The following is a 21,448-nucleotide window of genomic DNA, read 5'->3' on the forward strand; positions in this document are numbered from 1 at the left end:
GGAGCACGAGATGACGTCAGACTTGCGATTCGCCGGACGCACGATCTTCGAGGAGGAGCATGAGGCCTTCCGCGCCCTCGTGCGCGACTTCATCGATCGTGTGCGGCCGGAGTACGAGCGCTGGGAGGAGCAGCACAGGATCGACCGCTCGTTCTTCGTCGAGGCCGGCGCGCTCGGCCTGCTCATGTTTCCCGTCGAGGAACGCCACGGTGGGCAGGGGATCGACGACTTCCGGTTCAACGCTGTCGTCGACGAGGAGTTCGCTCGCGCCAACCTCGGCGCGGCCGGACTGACGATCGCCCTGCAGAACGACGTGCTCGCCCCGTACTTCGTCGAGCTCACAGATGAGGCGCAGAAGGAGCGGTGGCTGCCCGGGATGGTGGCGGGCGAGACGATCGCGGCGATCGGAATGACCGAGCCCGGTACGGGAAGCGATCTCGCCGGCATCCGGACGGCCGCTCGCAGAGACGGCGGCGACTGGCTGATCTCGGGATCGAAGACCTTCATCTCGAGCGGCCAGAACGCCGATCTCGTCATCGTCGTGGCACGAACGTCGGAGGACAGGCATCGTGGTCTCTCGCTGTTCGTCGTGGAGTCCGGGATGCCGGGATTCGAACGCGGACGCAACCTCCAGAAGCTCGGCATGCATCCTCAGGACACCAGCGAGCTGCACTTCGACGCCGTCCGCGTCCCGCAGGAGAACCTGCTCGGAGAGGAGGGACAGGGGTTCTTCGCGCTCATGCGGAATCTGCCGCAGGAACGCATGTCTCTCGCGGTGACCGCGATCGGAGCCTCTGTCGGCATGCTCGAGGAGACGTTGGACCATGTGACCACCCGCGAGGCCTTCGGCCAGCCGATCGGCTCGTTCCAGAACACTCGGTTCCGGTTCGCCGAGCTCGCCGCCGAGGTCGAGATCGGCCGCACCTTCGTCGACGACTGCGTGCGCCTGCTGATCGACGGATCCTTGAGCCCCGCCCGCGCAGCGAAGGCGAAGTACTGGGCGACGGAGCTGCAGCAACGGGTCGCGCATCGTTGCCTGCAGATGTTCGGCGGGTACGGCTACATGCGCGAGTACGGGATCAGCAGGGCCTACGCGGACGCGCGGATCCAGTCGATCTACGGGGGGACGAACGAGATCATGCGCGAGATCATCGGCAAAGACCTGGGGCTCTGAGGAGCGGCGTGCCGACCGCCGACGCCGCACCGTCGGCGGTCACGCGCACGAGCCGGGACGGTGCAGCGGGCGGCGATCGAGCTGATCGCCGCCCGCTGCACCGTCCCGGTCGAGTGAGCTCCTCTCAGAGCCGGCTAGACGTGATCGGTCAGACCGAGCTCCCGCCGCATGATGTGCTTGAGGATCTTGCCCGACGGATTGCGCGCGATCGGGGCGACGATCAGCTCGCGGGGCAGCTTGTAGTCGGCGATGAGAGGCGCGCAGTGCGCGCGCAGCTCATCCAGAGTCACCTCCGCACCGTCTTTGAGACTGACCACGGCGACGACGGTCTCGCCGTACTCGTCGTGCGCACGGGCGAGGACGGCGTTGTCGGCGATGCCGGGGTGCGCAGCGATCGCGTTCTCGACCTCGACCGAATAGATGTTCCGCCCGCCGCTGATGATCATGTCCTTGAGCCGGTCCACGATCGTGATGCCCCCGTCGGCATCGAGGCGGGCGAGGTCGCCCGTGTGCACCCAGCCGTCCACCAGCGTCTTCGCGGTGGCATCCGGATCGTTCCAGTACCCCTTCATGATCGTCTCGCCCTTGAGCAGGATCTCACCGATCTCGCCTGCGGAGATGTCGTGACCGGCCTCGTCCACGATCCGCACGAGCGTGTTCGGAAAGGCGCGGTATCCGGTCACATCCGGCCGCGCCCGCACCTCTTCCGGGCTCGAGTAAAGGCCTCCCGGCCCGGCCTCGGTCTGGCCGTAGCACGAGTAGATCCGAACCGAGGCGAACTCGCGCTGGAGCGCGGCCGCGAGCGTCTCCGACATGGGGGCCGCCCCGTACACCCCCATCTCCCATGCCGAGAGATCGCGCGGCCTGGCGAGATACGCCTGCATCAGGAACTGATACATCGTCGGCGGCCCGAAGAACGCGGTCGTGCGCTCCTTCTCCATGATGTCCAGAACGGCATCAGGATCGAAGGCCTGCACCATCACGTGCTTGGCGCCCACGAGCGTGCCCGGCAGGAGCATCATCGTCGTCTGGCCGGAATGGTAGAGGGGCGCGACGTGAACGACGCTCGCCCCGTCGCGCATCCCGGCCGTCATGATCGACACCGTCAGAGCGGTCCAGATGAGCCTGTGATGATCCATCACGACGCCCTTGGCGAACCCGGTCGTCCCCGACGTGTAGAGGATCATGGCGTCGTCGGACTCGAAGACCTCCGCCTCAGGCCGTGTCGTCGGGCGCGACGCCGCTGCCGACAGCAGGTCCTCCAGCCCCAAGGCCTGACCAGCGCTCAGCAGCGCCGGTCTCGCACGCGCGGCGTCGGCCGCCTTCGAAAGCAGGGACACCGAGTCGGCTTCGGCGATGGCGAGCACGGCACCGCTGTCATCGAGCAGATGCGCGACTTCCGGGGGAGCCGAACGAGGATTAACAGGGACGAACAGTGCACCGATCTTGGCCGCCGCGTACAGCACGTAGACGAAAGCGGCGCAGTTCTTGCCGACGAAGGCGATGCGATCACCCTTCGCGATGCCGCGCGCGACGAGCTCATGGGCAACCCGATTCACCTGATCATCAAGCTCTCTATACGTCAGCCTCACGCCTCGGTCGACGATCGCCGTGCGTCCCGGCACACGCCCGGCGGTGATCTCCAGCGAACTGCCGATCGTTGTCATGAATGTCTCCTCACGCTTCATCGCGCCGCTGGCGCAAGCCGCGCCAGCGGGGTCAGATCACTCTAATGGTTGTTAACACTTTGGGGAACTCGCAGGCCTCGGGCGGTCCGCACCGACCGAAGCGCTCGGACACGATCACGTGCTTCGACCCCGCGACAGGTCGTTCGCCTCGCGCCTCAGTCGATGCCGAGGTACGCCTCGACGACCTCATCGCTCTCCACCAGCTCCCGGCCCCCGCTGGCGACGATGCGCGAGTCCTGGAGCACGACGACTCTCGTCGCGCAACGCCGAGGGACGGCCAGGTTCTGCTCCACGAGGAGAAGAGCCGTCCCGGAGATGGCGGCGATCGACTCTGCCACCTGCTCGACGACGATCGGCGCCAGTCCGTGCGACGGCTCGTCCAGGAGGAGCACTTTCGGCTTCGCGAGAAGCGCGCGTGATATCGACAGCATCTGCCGCTCGCCTCCCGAGAGCGTGCCCGCCGACTGACTCATGCGCTGGCCCAGTCTGGGGAACGTGCCGATGACCTCTCCCAGCGCCTCGTCGATGTCGTGACGCGAGGCACGTCTCCGCACGGCCCGGGCTGCGAGAACGAGATTCTCCTTGACGGTCATGTTCGCGAACGATTGCTGACCTTCGGGGGCCAGCGCCAGCCCGTGCCTGACCCTCAGGAAGGCAGGCATACGGTCCAGAACCGTGCCGTCCAGTTCGACTCTTCCCGCGATCAGCGGCTGCAGGCCCGCGATCGTGCGCAGCAGCGTCGACTTTCCCGCGCCGTTCGTGCCGAGCACGGCGACGACCTCGCCCGTACGGACCGAGATGTCGATGTCCCTCAGAACGGTATGGTCACCGTATCCGGCCGTGAGGGAGCGCACGTCGAGGCTCATGCCGCACCTCCGAGGTAGGCGGCACGGACCTGAGGGTCGTTCTGAACCTGCTCAGGAGTTCCATCGGCGACGAGGCGCCCGCCTTCGAGGACGACCACGCGTTCGACGCTGCCCATGAGGAACCGCATGTTGTGATCCACGAGCACGATGGTGCAGCCGGTGGCTCCGACGCGCCGGATGACCGCACTGAGCCGGTCCAGATCACCGCCTGTCAGGCCCGCTCCGGGCTCATCGAGCAGGAGCACGCGGGGCGCCGTGGAGATCGCGATCGCGACGCCCAGTCTCCGCAGCTCACCATAGGAGAGACTGCCTGCCAGGTCGTGACGCCGGTCGGCCAGGTCGACGATCTCGAGCGGATCGTATTCCAGCGCGCGCAGACGAACCGGTGCGACGTCGATGTTGTCGATCACCATCCGGTTGCGGAACACCTTCGAGGCCTGGAACGTCCGCCCGACCCCGTCGCGCGCCGCGCTGCTCAACGACCATCTCCGCTTGTCCTGTCCATCGAATCTGATGCGACCGCTCGTGGGCTGCACCAAGCCCGACAGCACGTTGACGAACGTCGTCTTTCCCGCGCCGTTGGGGCCGATGAGGCCTGTCGTGGTTCCACGCTCGAACGCGACGCTCACGTCGTCCAACGCCAGCAGGCCTCGATAGCGCATCGTGACATGCTCCGCCGAGAGAGCGACTTCCCCGGTCATTCGACACCTTCCTTCCGCGACGCGAAGACCGCACGAGCGCGTCGGCTCGCCGTCCTGACGATTCCCATGACGCCTCCGCTCGAGGTCATGAGGACGAGCAGCAGAATCAGCCCGTAGATGAGAACGGAGAAACTCTGGACGCCTCGAAACAGCTCGGGCAACCCGGAGACGACGACGGCACCGACGATCGGCCCTGCGACGGTGCCGGAACCGCCGATGATCACCATCGCGACCGGGTCGAACGACGCGTGAGCGAAGCTGAACATCCCGGGCGTCAGGTATCCGACCCAGTGCGCGTACAGCACGCCCGACAATGCCGCAAGGGTCGAGCAGAGGACGAAGGCCACGCGCTTCCGGTTCTTGACCTTGATGCCGACGGACGCGGCGAGCATGTCGTCCTCACGCACGGCGATCCATCCAGCGCCCTCACGCGTGCGCAACAGCGCGGAGACGAGCCACACCACGACGGCCAGGAAGACGGCGGTGGCCATCAGATAGTCGCGGGACGACTGAAGCACGATGGGACCGAGCTCCAAAGGCCTGGGCAACGCTCCCGATGTGATGGGGCCGCCGGTCGAGATGCCCGCGTAGCCGCCCGTGACGTCGGTCCATGTCGTGAGGACGTTGTAGCAGACCAGGGAGAGGCCCGCCGTTATCAGCGCGAAGTGCAGGCCTTTCGCTCGGAAGACCACCAGACTCAGGAGGAAGGATGCCGTCAGCGCGACGACGAGGACGATCAGCACCAGCAGCGCCCCCGGGATCTCCCATCGCCCGGTGCCGAGCGCACCGATGTATGCGCCGACGGCGAGGAAGGCGCCGAACGAGAGATTGAGCTCTCCGGTGTAGCCCACGACGATGTTCAGGCACGACGCCCACAGCGCCGCCATGGTGAGCGTCGTGAGCGTATAGACCCACCGTTCGGTGAGCGCACCGCTGAGCGCCAGCATCGCGACGACGAAGAGGACCGCCAGCAGCGTCCGGCCGACGATGCCCGCCCCGTGCGAGTCGGTGATCCTCCAGCGCACGAGCGCGGACCGGAATCTGGGTCTCGTAGACATCACAGCCTCACTTTCACTGCGGTGGAGAGGCGGCGCGCGCCATCCGGCCTGATCGCGAGGAACAGGACGAGGACGACGAAGACGACGCCGCTGCGGGCCGAGTTCGCGATGTACGCCGCTGCGAACGTCTCGGCGAGCGCGACGAGCATCGCGCCGACGATCACGCCGGTGAGCCGCGCACCGGATCCGATCACGACGAGAACCGCGAACGCGACGAGAGTGGGGTGGAAGCCCATGTACGGGTCGACCGTCACCGTGGGCGCAAGCATGCCGCCGGCCAGTCCGGCGAGCGCGCCGCTGAGCACGAAGGTCATGACCGAGACGCGGCGCACGTTGATGCCCGACAGCTCGGCGATCTCCCGGTTCTGGGCGATGCCGCGGAGCGAGCGACCGTAGTCCGTGCGATAGACGAGGATCGCGACGCCGACGGCGACCGCGAGCACGACGGCCACCACGATCAGTCTGTACAGTGCGATGCGCACCCCGGCGAACGCGACGACCTCGGTGAACGGCGCCTGCACGCCGACGTTGTCGCGCCCCCACGCGAGCGCGATCGCCTCCTGCATGACGACGGCCAGGGCCAGTGAGGCGACGAGGACCGTGAAGCCGGGGCCACGTCCCAGCCGCCGGAACACAGTGATCTCGAGGATCCCCCCGATCGCTCCCGCCCCCACGACCGACAGCGCGAGACCGACGAAGAAGGGAACGCCGAGCACCGATACGAAGGTGTACTGCAGATACGCGCCGAGGGCGTAGAGCTCGCCGTGGGCGAAGTTCGGGACGTGCAGCGCGTTGTAGATCAAGTAGAGGCCGAGCGCGACCAGGCTGTACGAGCTCCCGAGCACGATGGCGTTCGCGAACTGCTGGAAGAAGATGTCCATGTTCTGGGCTCCGTCGTTGTGCGTCCTGGCCGCCGGCGCGGCCGGCGGCCAGGACGCAGGTGGAAACGGTCGGCTACGGGATCGGCGTCCAGCCCTGATCGGGAATCCACTCCACCATCACACCCGGGAGATCGACCTCGCGGTTCTCGAAGAGAAGCCCTCCGGCCTGCGGGCGGTACTCGTTCAGCGTCCGGCCCGCCACGTCCTCCGCCGCGAGGTCGGTGAGCGCAGCGATGAGCGCATCGGCGGAGGTGTCGGTCGCCTGTGACATCGCCGCCAGCAGAACCTGCATCGCGTCGTACACATACGCATCGGCGGCCGCCGACTCGCCGTTCAGCTTCTCCAGCAGCTCGATCGCCAGCGGGTTGCCCGCGGCGACGAACGGATCGAGGCTGGTCATCGGCATCGACTGGTAGACGTCCTCGAGGATCGACAGGTCGTCCAGCATCGAGAGCGTCTCCGCGGTCGTGCTTCCCGAGTTCAGGATCACGATGGCGTCGCTTCCGAGCTCACGCAGTTGCTGAAGGGCGAGAAGACACTCCGCCATGTAGCCGCGCAGGATCACGACGTCGGGAGCGTCGCTCAGCATCTGGGTGAGAGGCGCACGGAAGTCCGTGTCCCCCGTGGAGAAGTCCTGCGAGAACACGACGGATCTTCCGATTCCTTCGATCTGGCCGATCAGCTCGGACGTCGTCTCCGAATGCGCGGTATGGGTCTGATCGGTCAGCAGCGCGACCTTCTGCAAGGTGGGATCGGCCTCGATGTACTCCAGCTCCGGGTCCACGAACGCGCTGACCAAGGCCGCCGTGCGGAAGACGTTCGGGTTCGCCGTCGGTCCCACGACCGTCGCGATCGGCAGAAGCCACGCGGCACCGCCACGTGCCATGACCGGCTGCACCGCGTTCGCATTCCCCGAGCCGAACGGACCGAAGATGAGCTGGGCACCGTCGTCGATCGCCTGGCGCGCCACCGCCTGAGCGGTCTCCGGCTTGAGCTCGTCATCGAGCACGTCCAGGACGATCTCATAGGTCGTGTCGCCGATCGTGATGCCTCCGGCGGCATTCGTCTCGTCGACGACGATGTCGAGCATGCGCACGACGCCCTCTCCGTACACGGCGCCCGGCCCGGACATGGGCATGATCGTCGTCAGCGTGAAGACCTCGGTATCACCCCCGCCGTCCTCGCTGCCGTTGCCGCCCGCGTCATCGCTGCCGCATGACGTCAGGGCCGCGATTCCCAACGTCAGCGCTGCGGCCGACGCGATCAACCGGTTCATCCTCATCGATGGTTCCTCTCGTGCGTGGGTTGCCGCGTGCACGCGATCGTGCGAGCGAGCACGCGTCAGTGAGAGCCGATGGTACGCAGGCGAATAAACATTCACAAGCCTTCGTTGAACGCCTGTTTTCCCAGACTTCATCTGTGGACACGGAGCCTAATGAACGTTAATCTTCTTGTCCACCCACGAAATCGCGACACGCTCGCGATCACCCCGGCCGACAGCGCTGTCGGCCATGACGGAGGCCGCCATGAACGACGCTCCCGAACGGACGGTCATCCGGACGTGCCCGATCTGCGAGTCGACCTGCGGGTTGGAGATCACGCTGCGCGGCGATCGCGTGCTGCGCACGCGCGGCGACGGACTCGACGTGCTCTCGAAGGGCTTCATGTGCCCGAAAGGGGCGTCGCTGGGCGAGCTGTACGACGATCCGGACTGGCTCCGAGGGCCGCTGATCCGCGACGGCGGTCGGCTGCGTGAAGCGGATTGGGAGGAGGCCTTCGCGCGAACGGCCGAGCTGTTCCGGCCGATCCTGGAGCAGGACGGCTCCACGACCACCGCCGTCTACATGGGCAATCCGATCGCGCACAGCATGGCGGGTCTGCTGTCCGCCCGGGCCATCATCACCACGCTTCGGACACCGAACCTCTACAGCGCATCGACGCTCGACCAGCGGTCGAAGGACCTCACGAACGGCCTGATGTTCGGCGACCGGTTCACCCTCCCGGTCCCGGACCTCGATCACACGGAGTTCCTCGTCGTCATCGGAGCCAACCCGCTCGAGTCGAACGGCAGTCTTGCGACCGCTCCCGACTGGCCGCGCAGGCTGCGTGATCTCAGGCGCCGCGGCGGCACCCTCGTCGTCATCGACCCCGTCCGCACCCGCACGGCGGAGATCGCCGACGAGCATCTGCGTCCGCGGGTCGGATCCGATGCGGCGCTGCTGCTCTCCATGGCCTCGGTGCTGTTCGAGGAGGACATGGTGCGGATCGGCGCTGCGGAGCCGTTCGCGCGCAATCTTCCGAGACTCCGAGAAGTCGTGCGCCCCTTCACGCCGGAGCGGCTCGAGGGCTTCACCGGCATCCCGGCGACGGACGTGCGTGCACTGACGCGCGCCTTCGCCCGGGCGGCGAGCGCCGTCGTGTACGGCCGGATGGGAACCTCCACGACGCGCTTCGGCACCGTCGCGTCGTGGATGATCGACATCCTCAACATCCTCACGGGCAACCTGGATCGTCGAGGCGGGGCGATGTTCCCGAAGCCGGCCTCCGGAATGCTGAACACGCGCGGCGCTCCTCGTTTCGGGCCGGGCATTCCGATGGGCCGATATCACACCCGCGTCCGGAAGGCACCGGAGCTCTTCGGCGAACTGCCGATGTCATGCCTCGCCGAGGAGATCGACACCCCGGGAGAAGGCCGCTATCGAGGACTCGTCCTCATCAGCGGGAATCCTGTCGTCTCGGCGCCGAACTCGCGGCGCATGGCGAACGCTCTTCAGCAGCTCGACGCGTTCGTTGCCATCGACCCCTATGTGACCGATAGCACGCGCTTCGCGCACGTGATCTTTCCGGCGCTGTCGCCGCTTCAACGCTCCCACTACGACGTCCACTTCACGATGTGGTCGGTCCGCAACGTCGCGAACTACAGCCCGCCCTCCATCCAGAAACGACACGACCAGCTCGACGAGTGGGAGATCATGTGTCGACTCGGCGGCATCTTCGACGGCTCGATGCGTTCGACCGGCGAGATCGATGAGGCGATGATCACGTCCATGATCCGTTCCGAGTCGCGCGACGAGCATTCACTCATCCACGGCCGCAAAGCGGACGAGATCCTCTCCCTGCTCGTCCCGCGGGTGGGGCCCGACCGCGTGCTCGACTTCCTGCTTCGCGTGGGCCCGTACGGCGACGGCTTCGGCAGGGTCGAGGGAGGCCTGTCACTCAGCCTGCTGGAGGCGAATCCGCACGGCATCGACCTTGGGCCGCTCCGGCCGCGGCTCCCCGAGGTCCTCCGGACTCCGGACGGGATGATCGACCTCGCGCCTGATCCGATCCTCCAGGATCTCGGCCCGCTCGAGCGCGCGATCGACGCGGGACCACAGCCAGGCCTCGTGCTCATCGGGCGCCGACAGCTGCGATCGAACAACTCGTGGCTCCACAACACTCCATCGCTGATGACCGGGAGAACCCGGTCCACGCTGCGGATGAGTCCGGAGGACGCGGTCGAGCGAGGGCTGGAGACAGGAGATACGGCCAAGGTGGAGAGCGCGGCCGGCGAGCTCATCGCCCTCGTCGAGGTCAGCGACCGTGTTCCGCCGGGAGTCGTGAGCCTTCCACACGGGTGGCTGCACGAGCCCGAGGAGATCGGGATGACGACGGCGAGGCTTCGGCCCGGCGTGAACGCCAACATCCTCGCCGATGAGACCGTGGTCGACGCGCCCTCCTGGAACGCGGTGTTCAATGGCATACCGGTCGTCGTGCACGGACCTCAGCGACTCGAACGGACCGATCGCCTGCTCGGCGAATCGCCGACGACCGGGGCGGACGAGTCGGTGCCACGATGAGGAGAGGTCATCGGATCCTCGGCGTCACGATGCGCTCGGCGGATCGTTTCGCGTCTGCCGCAGATCTGCCGCATACATGCCGTCGATCACGTCCGCGTAGCGCGCGATGATCGGTGCACGCCTGAGCTTGAGAGTCGCCGTCATCTCTTCGGTGCCCGGAAGCCACGCGTCCGGCAGGATCGTGAACCCCCGAACCCGTTCGGCTGGGCTGAAGCGACTGTTGCCGAGCTCGATCGCGCGCGCGATCTCTTCGCGGATCCACCCCTCGGCGACGATCGTCTCGGAGGGCGCGTCGGCGAGATCGGGGCGCCGGCGGCCGACTGCCTCGCTGTCGAGGGTGACGAGTGCCTTGGGATACGGCCTGCCATCACCGACCACGACGACAGCCGCGATGAGATCGCTGTGCGGGATCATCGCCTGCTCCAGCTGCGCAGGAGAGATGTTCTTGCCCGAGCTCGTGATGAGCACTTCCTTCTTGCGACCCACGATGCGCACGTATCCCTCTTCATCGATCGTCGCGAGATCGCCGGAGTGGATCCATCCATCCGGCTCGAGCGCGGCGGCGGTCGCCTGCGGATCCCCGCGGTATCCGCGCATGACAAGAGGGCCGCGGATCAGCAGCTCGCCGTCATCGGCGAGCATCACCTCCATACCCGGCGCCGGCACGCCGATCGTGCCGATGCGCTGCCCGTCGGCACGATTGATCACGCTGATCCCGGTCGTCTCGCTCAGGCCATAGCCCTCGCAGATCCAGATGCCCATCGCCGCGAAGAACTCGAGCGTCTCGACGGGAATCGGCGCGGATCCCGACATCGACAGCCGGACATCGTCGATGCCCAGCGCCCGGCGCACAGGAGCGAACAGGTCCCTGTCATCGCTGAAGGGCACGTCGCGCACGCCGCGGCGCACCCGATCGATGCCGCGGCGGATCGCATCGGAGAAGCCGTCGATGCCGAGCGCGGCGGCCTTCGCCATCGCGGCGTTCTGCAGCACCTCCCACGTGCGAGGGACGCACAGCAGGATCTGAGGCCTCGCATCGGGCAGCTCGGCGACGAGATCCCTCGGGCCGCCGGGGAGGATCGTGACGGTCGCCGCAGTGACGAGACTGTAGTAGTAGGCGAGCACCCTGTCGGCGATATGGGCCGCGGGAAGGTAGGAGATCAGCCGGCTGCCGTCATCGAGCGGCATCATGGCCTGCGAGCTGCGCAGTGCCTCCATGACGTTGCCGTGCGTGAGCTCTGCCGCCTTCGGATCTCCCGTCGTGCCAGAGGTGAAGATGAGCGTGGCCACGTCGTCGGGCGTGCGAACGGCCGGCGCGGGAACAGTGCCGGGATCGAGCACGGGCTGATCGGCCGACTCCACGACCCACAGAAGGACGGGGCGCTCGACGAGCCCGATGGCGACCCGGGCGGCGTCGGCGCGCGTCTGCTGCGCGATGAGCAGCGCGGCCCCGGAGGTACGCAGCTGGTGCGCGATCTGCGTCGGCGACGATGTCACGTAGATGGAGAAGGCGGTGCCGCCGACGGAGATCACGGCCATGTCGAGGATGTAGGTGTCGTAGCCGCCGTCCAGGAGAAGAGCCACGGTGTCGCCCGGCCGGATACCAGCCTTCGCGAGCGCGCCACGGTGCCTGTCGACGAGCTCAGACCACTGCGACCAGGTCAGGGAGCGCCGATCGCGTTCGCGCAGCGCGACCCGATCGGGATGAGCGGCGACCGACGCGGCGAACGCTTCGTACATGGTCTTCGCATCGAACGCGTCCATGCGCATCGATCCCTTCGTCGTCATCGCCGCCCCTTGCATAGTATAACGAATGTTAGTTAACTCAACGCTGGAGCATTCATTGCAGAAGGGCCGAAATACGACTTCTTGCAAGCACGCAAGATGAATGTGCATTCACTTGATGCTGCCGACGTCGATCACGCGCTCCCCATGGAGCGTCCGCGTGTAAAGTGAGCATGCGCCCGCCGAGCGGATACTGATTCATCCCGGCGGCGCCTGGCCTCGGCCTCCGTGGGTCAGGGCCACCTCCGCGAATGCGGGGATCCAGTGGGCGGATCTCGTACGTCATTCGTCGACCGAAAGACGATCATGCCGCAGACCGCTCGAACCCCGCTCCCGGGCACGGGGCAGTCAGACGTCGTGCGCAAGCGCTCATCGCGGAAGGACGAGATACTCGCCGTCGGCGCGCGGCTGTTCTACGAGCGCGGATACGTCAACGCGACGCTCAAGGACGTCGCCGGCGCCCTGGGGATGAGTGCGCCGGCGATCTACCGTCACTTCTCCGGCAAACAGGATCTGCTGCGCGCGGTGCTCCTGTCGAGCTCTCAGCGTTTCGCGGATGCCGTCGCGAGCGAGGCAGGACAGACGCACGACCTCGACAGCATCCTTCACCGGCTCGCGGAGGCCTCTGTCACACTGTCGCAGTTCTGGGAAGTCCGTGAACGCGACGCACGACACCTGCGACGAGAGGATCGCGACGAGATCTCCCGGCGCATGCACGTCGTCAGCCGTGCCGTTCGCACCGAGCTCGGCGCGCTCCGCCCGGAGTTGTCCCCCGACCAGTCGGCGGTGCTGACCAGGGCGGTGCTCGCCGTCTTCACGATGCCCTCGGCATATGGATCGCGAGCGCAGCCCGACGATCTCCCGGCCATGCTCGCACGGATCGCTCGACGGATCGTCGACACGCCGGCGAGCAGGCTCGAGCCGAGGGTGCTCATCGAGGTGCCGACGAGCGTCGGCTCGGCGGCTCTCAGCAAACGCGAGCGTGTCCTGCACGAGGCGACGCGACTCTTCGGCGAGCACGGCTACGAGAGCGTGAGCATGGAGGACCTCGGCCAGGCCGTGGGAATGTCCGCCGCGAGCCTCTACCACTACTACTCGGGCAAGGCGGAGATCTTCACGAGCATCTTCCGGAGAGGACTGGAGTGGCTCGCGATCGATCGAGCGCACCATCCGCCCGACGACGCGTCGATCACCGCACGGATGCGCGCGTTCCTCGAGTCCTACACGCGGCTCGCACTGACGTGGCACGACGTCTTCGTCCTCTTCGTGCGCGAGCGCGCCGCGCTCGTGCGGATCGAGGAGGGCTCGATCGTGCGGTCGTACCGGGACTACTTCAACAACGGCCTCGTGCTCCTGCGCGAAGCCCGCCCCGATCTCTCCGCCCGCGAAGCACGAGGGCTCCTGGCATGCGTCGTGAGCGTCATCAACGATCTCGCGATCACGCCGCAGGAGCCGACACAGGGTCCCGACCCGAGGATGACCGGCACCGTGCTGACCGACATCGCCTTCGACCTTCTCGACGTCGTCTAGCTCGATCGCTCCGCACGCAGAGATGGCTGCGGTTCCCCACCCAGGCGTCTGGGCGGGAAACCGCAGCCATCTCGTCGTATCGCGCTCCCGTGCGCGAGTGGCTCAGGCCTCCTGCGCCTCGCGGCTCACGACGAGGGACGCGTTCTGGCCGCCGAAGCCGAAGGCGTTCACCTGCAGCCAGTCCACGGTGCGGCGTCGCGGCTCGTCGAGAACGAGGTCGAAGCGGATCAGCGGGTCGGGCGTGCTCGTGCCGCCCGTGAAGATGACCTCGTCGCGCTTCATGCCCTCCAGGGCCGTCACGAGGGCGATCGCCCCGGCGGCACCCGTCGGATGCCCGAGCGTGCCCTTCACCGACATGACCGAGACCTCTCCCACGCGCGCTCCGTACAGGTCGTTGATCGCGTTGATCTCCGCGACGTCGCCCTTGGCGGTGCCCGTGCCGTGCGCGGCGACGGCGTCGATCACCTCGGGCGACACTCCGGCGTCGGCCAGCGCGTGCTCCATCGCGAGGCGTTCCCACTGCCCCGTGGGATCAGGCGTCGAGGGGTGGTAGGCGTCGGCCGCCGATCCCCATCCCTGCACCCACCCGAGCGGACGGGCGCCGCGGCGTCGCGCGTGCTCCTCGCTCTCGAGCACGAACATGCCGGCGCCCTCGCCGAAGACCATGCCACCGCGGTCGACGTCGAACGGACGGCAGGCCTTGGTCGGGTCGTCGACGTTCGCCCCCATGCCGTAGTTGCTGCGGGAGTACGCGCTCGCGGGCACGTAGCCGTCCTCGCCGATGCGCCAGGAGAGACCGCCCTCCGCGCCGCCGACGAGGGCCACGTCGATCTGGCCCGACGCGATGAAGCGCGCGCCGAGGCCGATGGCGTCGAGCGACGAGGCGCATGCCGTGCTGATGGTCAGCGTCGGCCCGTGCAGTCCCCAGTTCATCGCGATCTGGGAGGCGGCGAGGTTGGGCCACACCCGGATCTGATACTTGCCGCTCGCGGTTTCGCGGCCCGCCCGGTCGACGTCGAACTGCGCCCGCTCCATCGACTGCGTGCCGTTCTTGGCCGTGCCGACGAAGATGCCGGTGCGGAGCGGGTCGAGCTCCCCGATGCCCGCGTGGGCGAGCGCCTCGGTGACGGCGAATCCCGCGTTCTGGGCGAACGGGTCGATGCCGTCGAGCTTGCGCGCGTCCATCCATGCCGGCGGCCGGGTCTCCACCGGGGCCCACCACTCGAAACGCTCCGGATCGTCACGGGTCCACGGCGTCTCCCTGATCGCGACCTCTTTCGCGCAGAGCCGGTCGTAGAGCTCCGCCGGATCGTGGCCCAACGCGGACGCGACACCCATGCCGGTGATGGCGACGTTCATTCCCACTGTGCGTTCCTTCCGTCACACGCGGCGCCAGCCGTGGCCCGCGTCGAGGACTCACCGCGTCCGATCGCGCAGATGACAACCTCACTGCGGTCAACGTAGCACTAATAATTGATGCACAGCAAGAATTATGGCTACTATTCTCGCACGCCCTCGTCGCACGACGCAGCTCGTCGAGGCGATCCGCACCGCTCGGTGCGCGGGCGCGCACCGGAAGGAATCCCCATGTCATCGCCGCTCAGAGTCGCCATCGTCAACCGCGGTGAGGCGGCCGTCCGCTTCCTGCAGACCGCCGCGGGCTTCGTCGCCTCCGACGGCCGGCGGATCACGAGCATCGCCCTGGTCACCGCCGCCGACCGCGGGTCGCTCTTCGCCGAGCTCGCCGACGAGACCGTCGACCTCGACGAGGCGACGAGCAGGCTCGGGCTCACGGCGTCCACGCCGTATCTCGACCGCGACCTGCTCCTCGCCGTGCTGCGCGAGTGCGGCGCCGAGGCCGTGTGGGTCGGGTGGGGCTTCCTGGCGGAGGACCCCGCCTTCGCCGGAGCCTGCGAGGATGCCGGACTGCTCTTCATCGGGCCGAGCTCGACGACGATGCGGCGGCTGGCCGACAAGATCGAGGCGAAGGCCCTCGCGGAGACGGCGGGGGTTCCCGTGACCGCGTGGAGCGGAGGCCCGGTGGAGTCGGCGGAGGAGGCGCACCGGCACGCCGAGCGCATCGGGTTCCCGCTGTTCGTGAAGAGCTCCGCCGGTGGCGGGGGCATGGGCATCCGCGAGGTCTCGTCGCCCGCCGATCTCGCGACCGCGTTCGACGAGGCCCGCCGCGAGTCGGAGCGCGCATTCGCCAATCCGACGGTGTTCCTCGAGAAGCGTGTCGACTCCGGACGCCACGTCGAGGTGCAGATCCTCGCCGACCGCCACGGCACCGTCTGGTCGGCGGGCGTGCGCGAGTGCAGCATCCAGCGCCGTCGGCAGAAGGTCGTGGAGGAGAGCGGGCTGTCCATCGCCGACCCCGGGCTGCAGGAGCGCATCGAACGGGCCGCCCGCGACATCGCCCGCACCTCGGGGTACACCAACGCGGGGACCGTCGAGTTCCTCGTCGACGCCGCCGCCGGCGCCTTCTACTTCATGGAGGTCAACACGCGGCTCCAGGTCGAGCACACCGTGACCGAGGAGATCACGGGCCTCGACCTGGTCGCCGAGCAGCTGCGCGTCGCGCTCGGCGACCGGCTCGCCGCCGAGCCGCCCGCACGCCGCGGCCACGCCGTCGAGGTGCGCCTCAACGCGGAGGATCCGGAGCGCGGCTTCGTGGCCGCCCCGGGACACGTGCTGCGCTTCCGCCCCGCCCTCGGCCCCGGCATCCGCGTCGACACCGGCATCCGCGAGGGCGACGACATCCCCGCCGGATTCGACTCGATGGTCGCCAAGATCATCGCGTGGGCGCCCGATCGCGGCACGGCGCTGGAACGACTGGCGCGCGCCGTCGAGCGGACCGACGTGCACATCCGCGGCGGCGCGACCAACCGGCGCCTCCTGGAGGCGCTGCTGCGCGACGACGACGTGCGCGCCGGCCGCATCGACACGTCCTGGCTCGACCGCCGGCTGGGCGCGGGCACCATCCCGCTCGACGGCACCCATCCGATCGCCGCGGTGGCCGCCGCGGTCGCCGTGCACCGCACCCGATCGCGGGCCGCGTGCGCGGACTTCGTGCGGTCGGTGCTCTGGGGCGCGCCGCAGCTGCGGGCGGAACGCGAGCCGGTCGAGCTCGTCATCGACGGCGAGCAGATCGAGGCCCGTGTCGACGACCTCGGCGCCGACGCCTATCGCGTGCGCTTCCGCCCCGGCGGCACGGCCGATGCCGGCGAGGCCCCTCCGGTCTCGGTCGACGTGACCGCGCAGGCCCGCGACGGCGGCGAACTGCTGCTGACCGTGGCCGGCGCCTCGCATCGGGCGCTCGTGGTGACGGAGCACGACGGTCTCGCCGTGGCGGTCGACGGGCGCCTGGTGCGCATCTCGACGGGCGACCGCACGTCGGTCCGCGCGACCATCCCCGGCATCGTCGTGGCCGTGCACGTCGCGGAGGGCGACGAGGTCGAGGCCGGCGCGCGCCTGATGACGATCGAGAGCATGAAGCTGGAGGCGGCCGTCGTGGCGACGGAGGCCGGAACGGTCACGTCGATCTCCGCGGGGCTCGGCAGCCAGATCTCGGCCGGCCAGGAGCTGGTGCGCGTGGAGTCGACGGCGGACGGGCCGGCGACCGGCACCGATCACCGCGTCCTGACCGAGCTCGGCCGCCTCTCCGGCGGCGCGCGCGACCGGCTCGCGGTCGCCCGCACGCTCATGCTCGGGTTCGACATCGACGCGGACGAGGTGCCGCACGCCCTCACGCTGTGGGACGATCCGGCCGCGGAGTCCTCGATCACGCTGTCGGACGAGATCGACCTGCTGCGGACGTTCGTCGACCTGCGCCGGATCGCGCCGCGACACGTCTCGGACGACGACGGACGGGCCGGCGACGACCTCGTCACCGTGCTGCGGCGCCGCAATCTCGGCGACGCCGACCTCGCGTGCGAGCCGCTGCGCTCGGCCCTCGCGCACTACGACGTGCGCGCGAGCTCCGCACCCGACCGGGTCGACCACGCGCTCCGGGCGATGTGGGCGGCCTTCGAGCGCGGCGACGAGAGCGCGCGCATCGTCGCGGCGATCCTCTCGCGCTGGCTGCGCCTGCCCGCGGCCACGGCGGGCGCCGATCCGGTGCAGCTCGACGAGATCCTCACCGGCATCGTCGCCGCCACCGAGCACGGGCGTCCCACGGTCGCCGGCGCCGCCCGCGCGCTGCGGTTCCGCGAGGTGGTCCTGCCGACCATCGAGGAGACGCGCCGCGAGCAGATCGCCCTGGCGATCCGGGCACTCTCCGCGCCCGACGACGAGGCACGGGCGCGGACGAGCGCGCTGCCGTGGCAGCGCTGGGTCGCCGCGTGGGCGCGGCTCGGCGACGACCGATCGGCGGCGCACCTGCCGCTGATCGCCGCGAGCCTGTACCGCGGCCGGCGGCTGGAGCCGCTCCCAGGTCGCGACGACGTCGCGGCGTTCGCGGCATCCATCGACGGCAGCGACGTGTGCGACGTCGTCGCGGTGGTCGCCGATCTCGGCGGCGACACGCTCGCGCGCGGCCTGGAGGCGGTGTCGGCGCTCATCGCCGCCCGGCCGAAGGGCACGCGGGTGCTCGTCGACGCCTTCCTGCCCGACGACGGCGACCGGAGGCGCGCCGTGCTCGCGGCGCTGCCCTCGGCCGCGTTCGTCGTCCTGCACACCCTCCCCGACGCCCCGTCGACGCGCGTGCGCACCGAGGTGTTCGCGGCCGACGGCGACGGCGCGCTCCGGCTCGACGAGACGTCGGCCGACCTGCATCCGATCACGGCGGAGCGGCTGGAGCTCTGGCGGATGCGCGAGTTCGACGTCGAGCGCGTCCCCGCCCGCTCGGGCGTCTGGCTGTTCTCGGCCCGCGCGAAGGCCGATCCCGCCGACCGGCGGCTGTTCGCGTTCGCGGAGGTGCACGAGGCCGACGCCCAGCTCGACGCGCACGGCGAGATCGAGAGCGTCCCGGCGCTCGAGTTCGCGCTGACCTTCGCGCTCGACGCCATCCGCGATGCGCTGCTGGTCGCCGACGGCGGCGCGACGCCCGTGCTCAACCGGGTGAGCCTCCTCGTCGACGCCCCCTGGCGGCATCCCATCGCCTCGCTCGTCACGGTCGCGGAGCGCACCCGCAGCGCGACGACGGGCCTCGGCCTCGACGACGTCGTGCTCCGGCTCCGGCAGGTGCAGGTCGACGGCGAGCCCGACGACCTCGTCGTGCACATGGCGCTGCGCAAGAACGCCGGCGTGCAGATCGGGGTGAAGGCGCCCTCCGACGCGGCGATCACCCCGACCGTGGGCCTGCGGAAGGTCAGCGCGCAGCTGCGCCGTCGGGGGATGATCGCGCCGTGGGACGTGCTGACCCTGCTGACCTCGCCCGGCGCCCTGCACTCCGAGCTGCCGCCCGGCCGCTTCCAGGAGCACGACCTGCGCGACGGCCGCGCCGTTCCCGTGGACCGCCCGTGGGGCGAGCACACGAGCGCCGTGGTCTTCGGCGTGGTCTCGAACACGACGCCGAAGCACCCCGAGGGGATGCGCCGCGTCGTGATCATCAACGACCCGAGCCGCGGGATGGCGGCGCTGACCTCGGCCGAGTGCGACCGGATCGTCGCGGCCATCGACCTGGCCGAGGGGCTCGGCGTGCCCGTGGAGTGGTTCACGGCGTCGTCGGGCGCGAAGGTCGCGATGGACAGCGGCACCGAGAACCTCGACGCGACGGGCCGCGTGCTGCGGCGCATCGTCCAGGCCACCCAGGACGGCATGGAGGTCAACGTGCTGGTCACGGGCGTCAACGTCGGCGCGCAGTCGTACTGGGACGCGGAGGCCACGATGCTCATGCACACGCGCGGCATCCTGGTGGTCGTGGGCGAGCATGCGATGGTGCTCACGGGCAAGCAGGCGCTGGACTTCTCGGGAGCCGTCTCGGCGCGCGACAACGCCGGGATCGGCGGCTACGACACGATCATGGGGCCCAACGGCAACGCGCAGTACTGGGCGGGCGACGTCGCCGAGGCCGTGTCGATCCTCTTCCGCCACTACGACTACGCGTACACCGCGCCGCGGGAGAGCCGCCCGCGCACGCGGATCACCGCCGACCCCGTCGACCGCGACATCACCCTCGCGCCGCACGCGGGCGCCGATCCCGGGTTCGCGACGGTCGGCGACGTCTTCGACCCGGTGAAGAACCCCGAGCGCAAGCGCGCGTTCTCGATCCGGCACGTGCTGGACGCCGTGCGGGACAGCGACGACACGCCCCTGGAGCGCTGGGCGCACATGGCCGACGCCGAGAGCGCGGTGGTGTGGGAGACCCACATCGGCGGATACCCGGTCACGCTGCTGGGCATCGAGTCGCAGGACGTCGCCCGCAGGACGCTCGCGGCCAGCGACGGCCCGCGGCGATGGAGCGCGGGCACGCTGTTCCCCCGGTCGTCCAAGAAGGTCGCGCGCGCGATCAACGCGGCCAGCGGCGTGCACCCCGTGGTCGTCCTGGCCAATCTCTCCGGCTTCGACGGCTCGCCCGAGTCGATGCGCCAGCTGCAGCTCGAGTACGGCGCCGAGATCGGCCGCGCGGTCGTGAACTTCGACGGGCTCATCGTCTTCGTCGTGCTCTCCCGGTACCACGGCGGCGCGTTCGTCGTGTTCTCCAAGGCGCTCAACGACTCCCTGGAGTCCCTCGCGATCGAGGGCGCCCGGGCGTCCGTCATCGGCGGGGCGCCGGCCGCGGCCGTGGTGTTCTCGCGCGAGGTCGCCGCGCAGGTGGCGGCGGATGAACGGGTGCAGTCGCTCAAGCGGCGGCTGGCCGAGAGCCCGGAGCCGTCGGTGCTCCTGCAGAACGAGCTCATCGAGGCCGAGCAGCAGGTGCGGTTCGAGGTGCGGGCCCGGCTCGCGCAGGAGTTCGACGGCATCCACTCGGTCGAGCGCGCACGCGAGGTCGGGTCCATCGACGACATCCTCTCGGCCCGCGCGCTGCGCCCGCGCCTGATCGCGTCGCTGGCGCGCGACCGGGCGGGTGATCTCGTCCATTGACAATCTAGTGACTGTTCACTAGATTGTGGTGGGAGCGATGGCCCACGCGACCCGCGCGGGCCACGACGATGAGAGGAGCGGTCGCATGGCGACATTCCCCCACCTGCGCACCTGGATCGAGGACGGCGTCGGCGTCATCCAGCTGAACCACCCCGAGAAGCGCAACGCCCTCGGCTGGGAGCTGCACGAGGAGCTGATCGCGGCGCTGGCGAGCTGGGCCTACGACGACGAGGTCGCCGCGGTGCTGCTCATCGGCACCGAGGAGTACTTCTGCGCGGGCTGGCGCCTCGACGTGCTGAACGGCATCACGGGCGAGAACCAGCGCCGGTTCACCGAGCTGGCGACGCGGCTGATGACCGACCTCGCCGACTATCGCAAGCCCACGATCGCCGGCGTCGCGGGCGTCGCCCCCGGCTACGGCATGGACCTCGCGAACATGTGCGACACCACGATCGCCTCCGAGAACGCGTTCTTCGGCTCGACGCAGGTCAAGTACGGCATGAACGGCTTCTACGGCGGCCTGATGCGCAAGGTCGGCCCGATGCGCGCTCGGCGCCTGTTCTTCACCGGCGACCCCGTCGACGCCCGCGAGGCCTACCGCATCGGGCTCGTCGACCAGCTCGCCCCCGTCGGCTCGGTCATCCCCACCGCGCTCGAGGTGGCGAAGCAGATCGCCGAGATGGGCTCGGAGATGGCCGTCGTGCTCAAGGAGGTCGCGCTGCGGGCGACGAACATGGACCACGTCGGCGGCATCGCCTACGAGCTGCGCGTGACGCACGACCTCACCCAGCGCCCCGTCTTCCACGAGCGCACCCCCGAGGGCCTGCGGCGGCTCGGCGCGGGCGCCTCGCGGGCCACCGAGCGCGTGATCGGCGGCTCCTGATCCGCCGTCGTTGTAGGGTT

General features: G+C 69.1%; 13 protein-coding genes. 5 read left to right on the forward strand and 8 right to left on the reverse strand.

The annotated features are described in order from the left end of the window. The first annotated feature begins 10 nt into the window (after nucleotides 1-10). Nucleotides 11-1,174, forward strand: coding sequence for an acyl-CoA dehydrogenase family protein (locus tag AOA12_RS18595; RefSeq protein ID WP_054686256.1), 1,164 nt, complete (start codon nucleotides 11-13; stop codon nucleotides 1,172-1,174). A gap of 134 nt (nucleotides 1,175-1,308) precedes the next feature. Here AOA12_RS18595 and AOA12_RS18600 read toward each other — a convergent pair whose 3' ends face one another. From AOA12_RS18600 to AOA12_RS18625, 6 genes are all read right to left on the reverse strand, one after another. Continuing rightward, nucleotides 1,309-2,841 carry an AMP-binding protein gene (locus tag AOA12_RS18600; protein ID WP_054686258.1) on the reverse strand — a complete coding sequence of 511 codons (1,533 nt, stop codon included), beginning with the start codon at nucleotides 2,839-2,841 and terminating at the stop codon, nucleotides 1,309-1,311. A 176-nt stretch (nucleotides 2,842-3,017) separates the two neighbouring features. Continuing rightward, nucleotides 3,018-3,728 carry an ABC transporter ATP-binding protein gene (locus AOA12_RS18605; protein ID WP_054686260.1) on the reverse strand — a complete coding sequence of 237 codons (711 nt, stop codon included), beginning with the start codon at nucleotides 3,726-3,728 and terminating at the stop codon, nucleotides 3,018-3,020. Further along, nucleotides 3,725-4,429, reverse strand: a complete 705-nt coding sequence (locus tag AOA12_RS18610) for an ABC transporter ATP-binding protein (RefSeq protein ID WP_054686262.1) — start codon at nucleotides 4,427-4,429, stop codon at nucleotides 3,725-3,727. Before AOA12_RS18610 ends, AOA12_RS18605 begins: the two co-directional genes overlap by 4 nt. Further along, entirely contained in the window at nucleotides 4,426-5,487 is a 1,062-nt protein-coding gene (locus tag AOA12_RS18615; RefSeq protein WP_082406372.1) for a branched-chain amino acid ABC transporter permease, read from the reverse strand. Before AOA12_RS18615 ends, AOA12_RS18610 begins: the two co-directional genes overlap by 4 nt. After that, nucleotides 5,487-6,368 carry a branched-chain amino acid ABC transporter permease gene (locus AOA12_RS18620; protein WP_054686266.1) on the reverse strand — a complete coding sequence of 294 codons (882 nt, stop codon included), beginning with the start codon at nucleotides 6,366-6,368 and terminating at the stop codon, nucleotides 5,487-5,489. The genes AOA12_RS18615 and AOA12_RS18620 overlap by 1 nt, the downstream gene beginning before the upstream one ends. Nucleotides 6,369-6,441: 73 nt before the next feature. After that, nucleotides 6,442-7,650, reverse strand: a complete 1,209-nt coding sequence (locus tag AOA12_RS18625; protein ID WP_197280986.1) for an ABC transporter substrate-binding protein — start codon at nucleotides 7,648-7,650, stop codon at nucleotides 6,442-6,444. Nucleotides 7,651-7,894: 244 nt separating this feature from the next. Here AOA12_RS18625 and AOA12_RS18630 point away from each other — a divergent pair, with 244 nt between their 5' ends. Beyond that, on the forward strand, nucleotides 7,895-10,207 hold the full coding sequence (locus AOA12_RS18630; RefSeq protein WP_156366581.1) for a molybdopterin-dependent oxidoreductase: 2,313 nt from the start codon (nucleotides 7,895-7,897) through the stop codon (nucleotides 10,205-10,207). Nucleotides 10,208-10,231: 24 nt separating this feature from the next. Here AOA12_RS18630 and AOA12_RS18635 read toward each other — a convergent pair whose 3' ends face one another. Beyond that, complete coding sequence (locus AOA12_RS18635) at nucleotides 10,232-12,103, reverse strand: AMP-dependent synthetase/ligase (RefSeq protein ID WP_082406375.1); 1,872 nt, start codon at nucleotides 12,101-12,103, stop codon at nucleotides 10,232-10,234. Nucleotides 12,104-12,298: 195 nt separating this feature from the next. Here AOA12_RS18635 and AOA12_RS18640 point away from each other — a divergent pair, with 195 nt between their 5' ends. After that, on the forward strand, nucleotides 12,299-13,522 hold the full coding sequence (locus AOA12_RS18640; RefSeq protein ID WP_054686271.1) for a TetR/AcrR family transcriptional regulator: 1,224 nt from the start codon (nucleotides 12,299-12,301) through the stop codon (nucleotides 13,520-13,522). A 102-nt stretch (nucleotides 13,523-13,624) separates the two neighbouring features. On the opposite strand, the gene AOA12_RS18645 is transcribed toward AOA12_RS18640, so the two are convergent. Beyond that, nucleotides 13,625-14,881, reverse strand: coding sequence for a beta-ketoacyl-[acyl-carrier-protein] synthase family protein (locus AOA12_RS18645; RefSeq protein ID WP_054686273.1), 1,257 nt, complete (start codon nucleotides 14,879-14,881; stop codon nucleotides 13,625-13,627). A gap of 228 nt (nucleotides 14,882-15,109) precedes the next feature. Here AOA12_RS18645 and AOA12_RS18650 point away from each other — a divergent pair, with 228 nt between their 5' ends. Next, the gene (locus AOA12_RS18650; protein ID WP_054686275.1) at nucleotides 15,110-20,545 is read left to right on the forward strand and encodes an ATP-binding protein; all 5,436 of its coding nucleotides are present in this window, start codon (nucleotides 15,110-15,112) and stop codon (nucleotides 20,543-20,545) included. An 85-nt stretch (nucleotides 20,546-20,630) separates the two neighbouring features. Next, nucleotides 20,631-21,428 carry an enoyl-CoA hydratase/isomerase family protein gene (locus AOA12_RS18655; RefSeq protein WP_054686276.1) on the forward strand — a complete coding sequence of 266 codons (798 nt, stop codon included), beginning with the start codon at nucleotides 20,631-20,633 and terminating at the stop codon, nucleotides 21,426-21,428. Nucleotides 21,429-21,448: the final 20 nt, after the last annotated feature.

The organism is Microbacterium sp. No. 7 (assembly GCF_001314225.1).
Taxonomy (GTDB): domain Bacteria; phylum Actinomycetota; class Actinomycetes; order Actinomycetales; family Microbacteriaceae; genus Microbacterium.

What these genes read in the sequence shown, in the direction of transcription:
- AOA12_RS18605 (WP_054686260.1), bottom strand. Translation starts at nt 3,728, where the DNA reads ATGAGCCTCGACGTGCGCTCCCTCACGGCCGGATACGGTGACCATACC.
- AOA12_RS18615 (WP_082406372.1), bottom strand. Translation starts at nt 5,487, where the DNA reads ATGTCTACGAGACCCAGATTCCGGTCCGCGCTCGTGCGCTGGAGGATC.
- AOA12_RS18600 (WP_054686258.1), bottom strand. Translation starts at nt 2,841, where the DNA reads ATGACAACGATCGGCAGTTCGCTGGAGATCACCGCCGGGCGTGTGCCG.
- AOA12_RS18645 (WP_054686273.1), bottom strand. Translation starts at nt 14,881, where the DNA reads ATGAACGTCGCCATCACCGGCATGGGTGTCGCGTCCGCGTTGGGCCAC.
- AOA12_RS18630 (WP_156366581.1), top strand. Translation starts at nt 7,895, where the DNA reads ATGAACGACGCTCCCGAACGGACGGTCATCCGGACGTGCCCGATCTGC.
- AOA12_RS18595 (WP_054686256.1), top strand. Translation starts at nt 11, where the DNA reads ATGACGTCAGACTTGCGATTCGCCGGACGCACGATCTTCGAGGAGGAG.
- AOA12_RS18620 (WP_054686266.1), bottom strand. Translation starts at nt 6,368, where the DNA reads ATGGACATCTTCTTCCAGCAGTTCGCGAACGCCATCGTGCTCGGGAGC.
- AOA12_RS18610 (WP_054686262.1), bottom strand. Translation starts at nt 4,429, where the DNA reads ATGACCGGGGAAGTCGCTCTCTCGGCGGAGCATGTCACGATGCGCTAT.
- AOA12_RS18650 (WP_054686275.1), top strand. Translation starts at nt 15,110, where the DNA reads ATGTCATCGCCGCTCAGAGTCGCCATCGTCAACCGCGGTGAGGCGGCC.
- AOA12_RS18640 (WP_054686271.1), top strand. Translation starts at nt 12,299, where the DNA reads ATGCCGCAGACCGCTCGAACCCCGCTCCCGGGCACGGGGCAGTCAGAC.
- AOA12_RS18625 (WP_197280986.1), bottom strand. Translation starts at nt 7,650, where the DNA reads ATGAGGATGAACCGGTTGATCGCGTCGGCCGCAGCGCTGACGTTGGGA.
- AOA12_RS18635 (WP_082406375.1), bottom strand. Translation starts at nt 12,103, where the DNA reads ATGCACATTCATCTTGCGTGCTTGCAAGAAGTCGTATTTCGGCCCTTC.
- AOA12_RS18655 (WP_054686276.1), top strand. Translation starts at nt 20,631, where the DNA reads ATGGCGACATTCCCCCACCTGCGCACCTGGATCGAGGACGGCGTCGGC.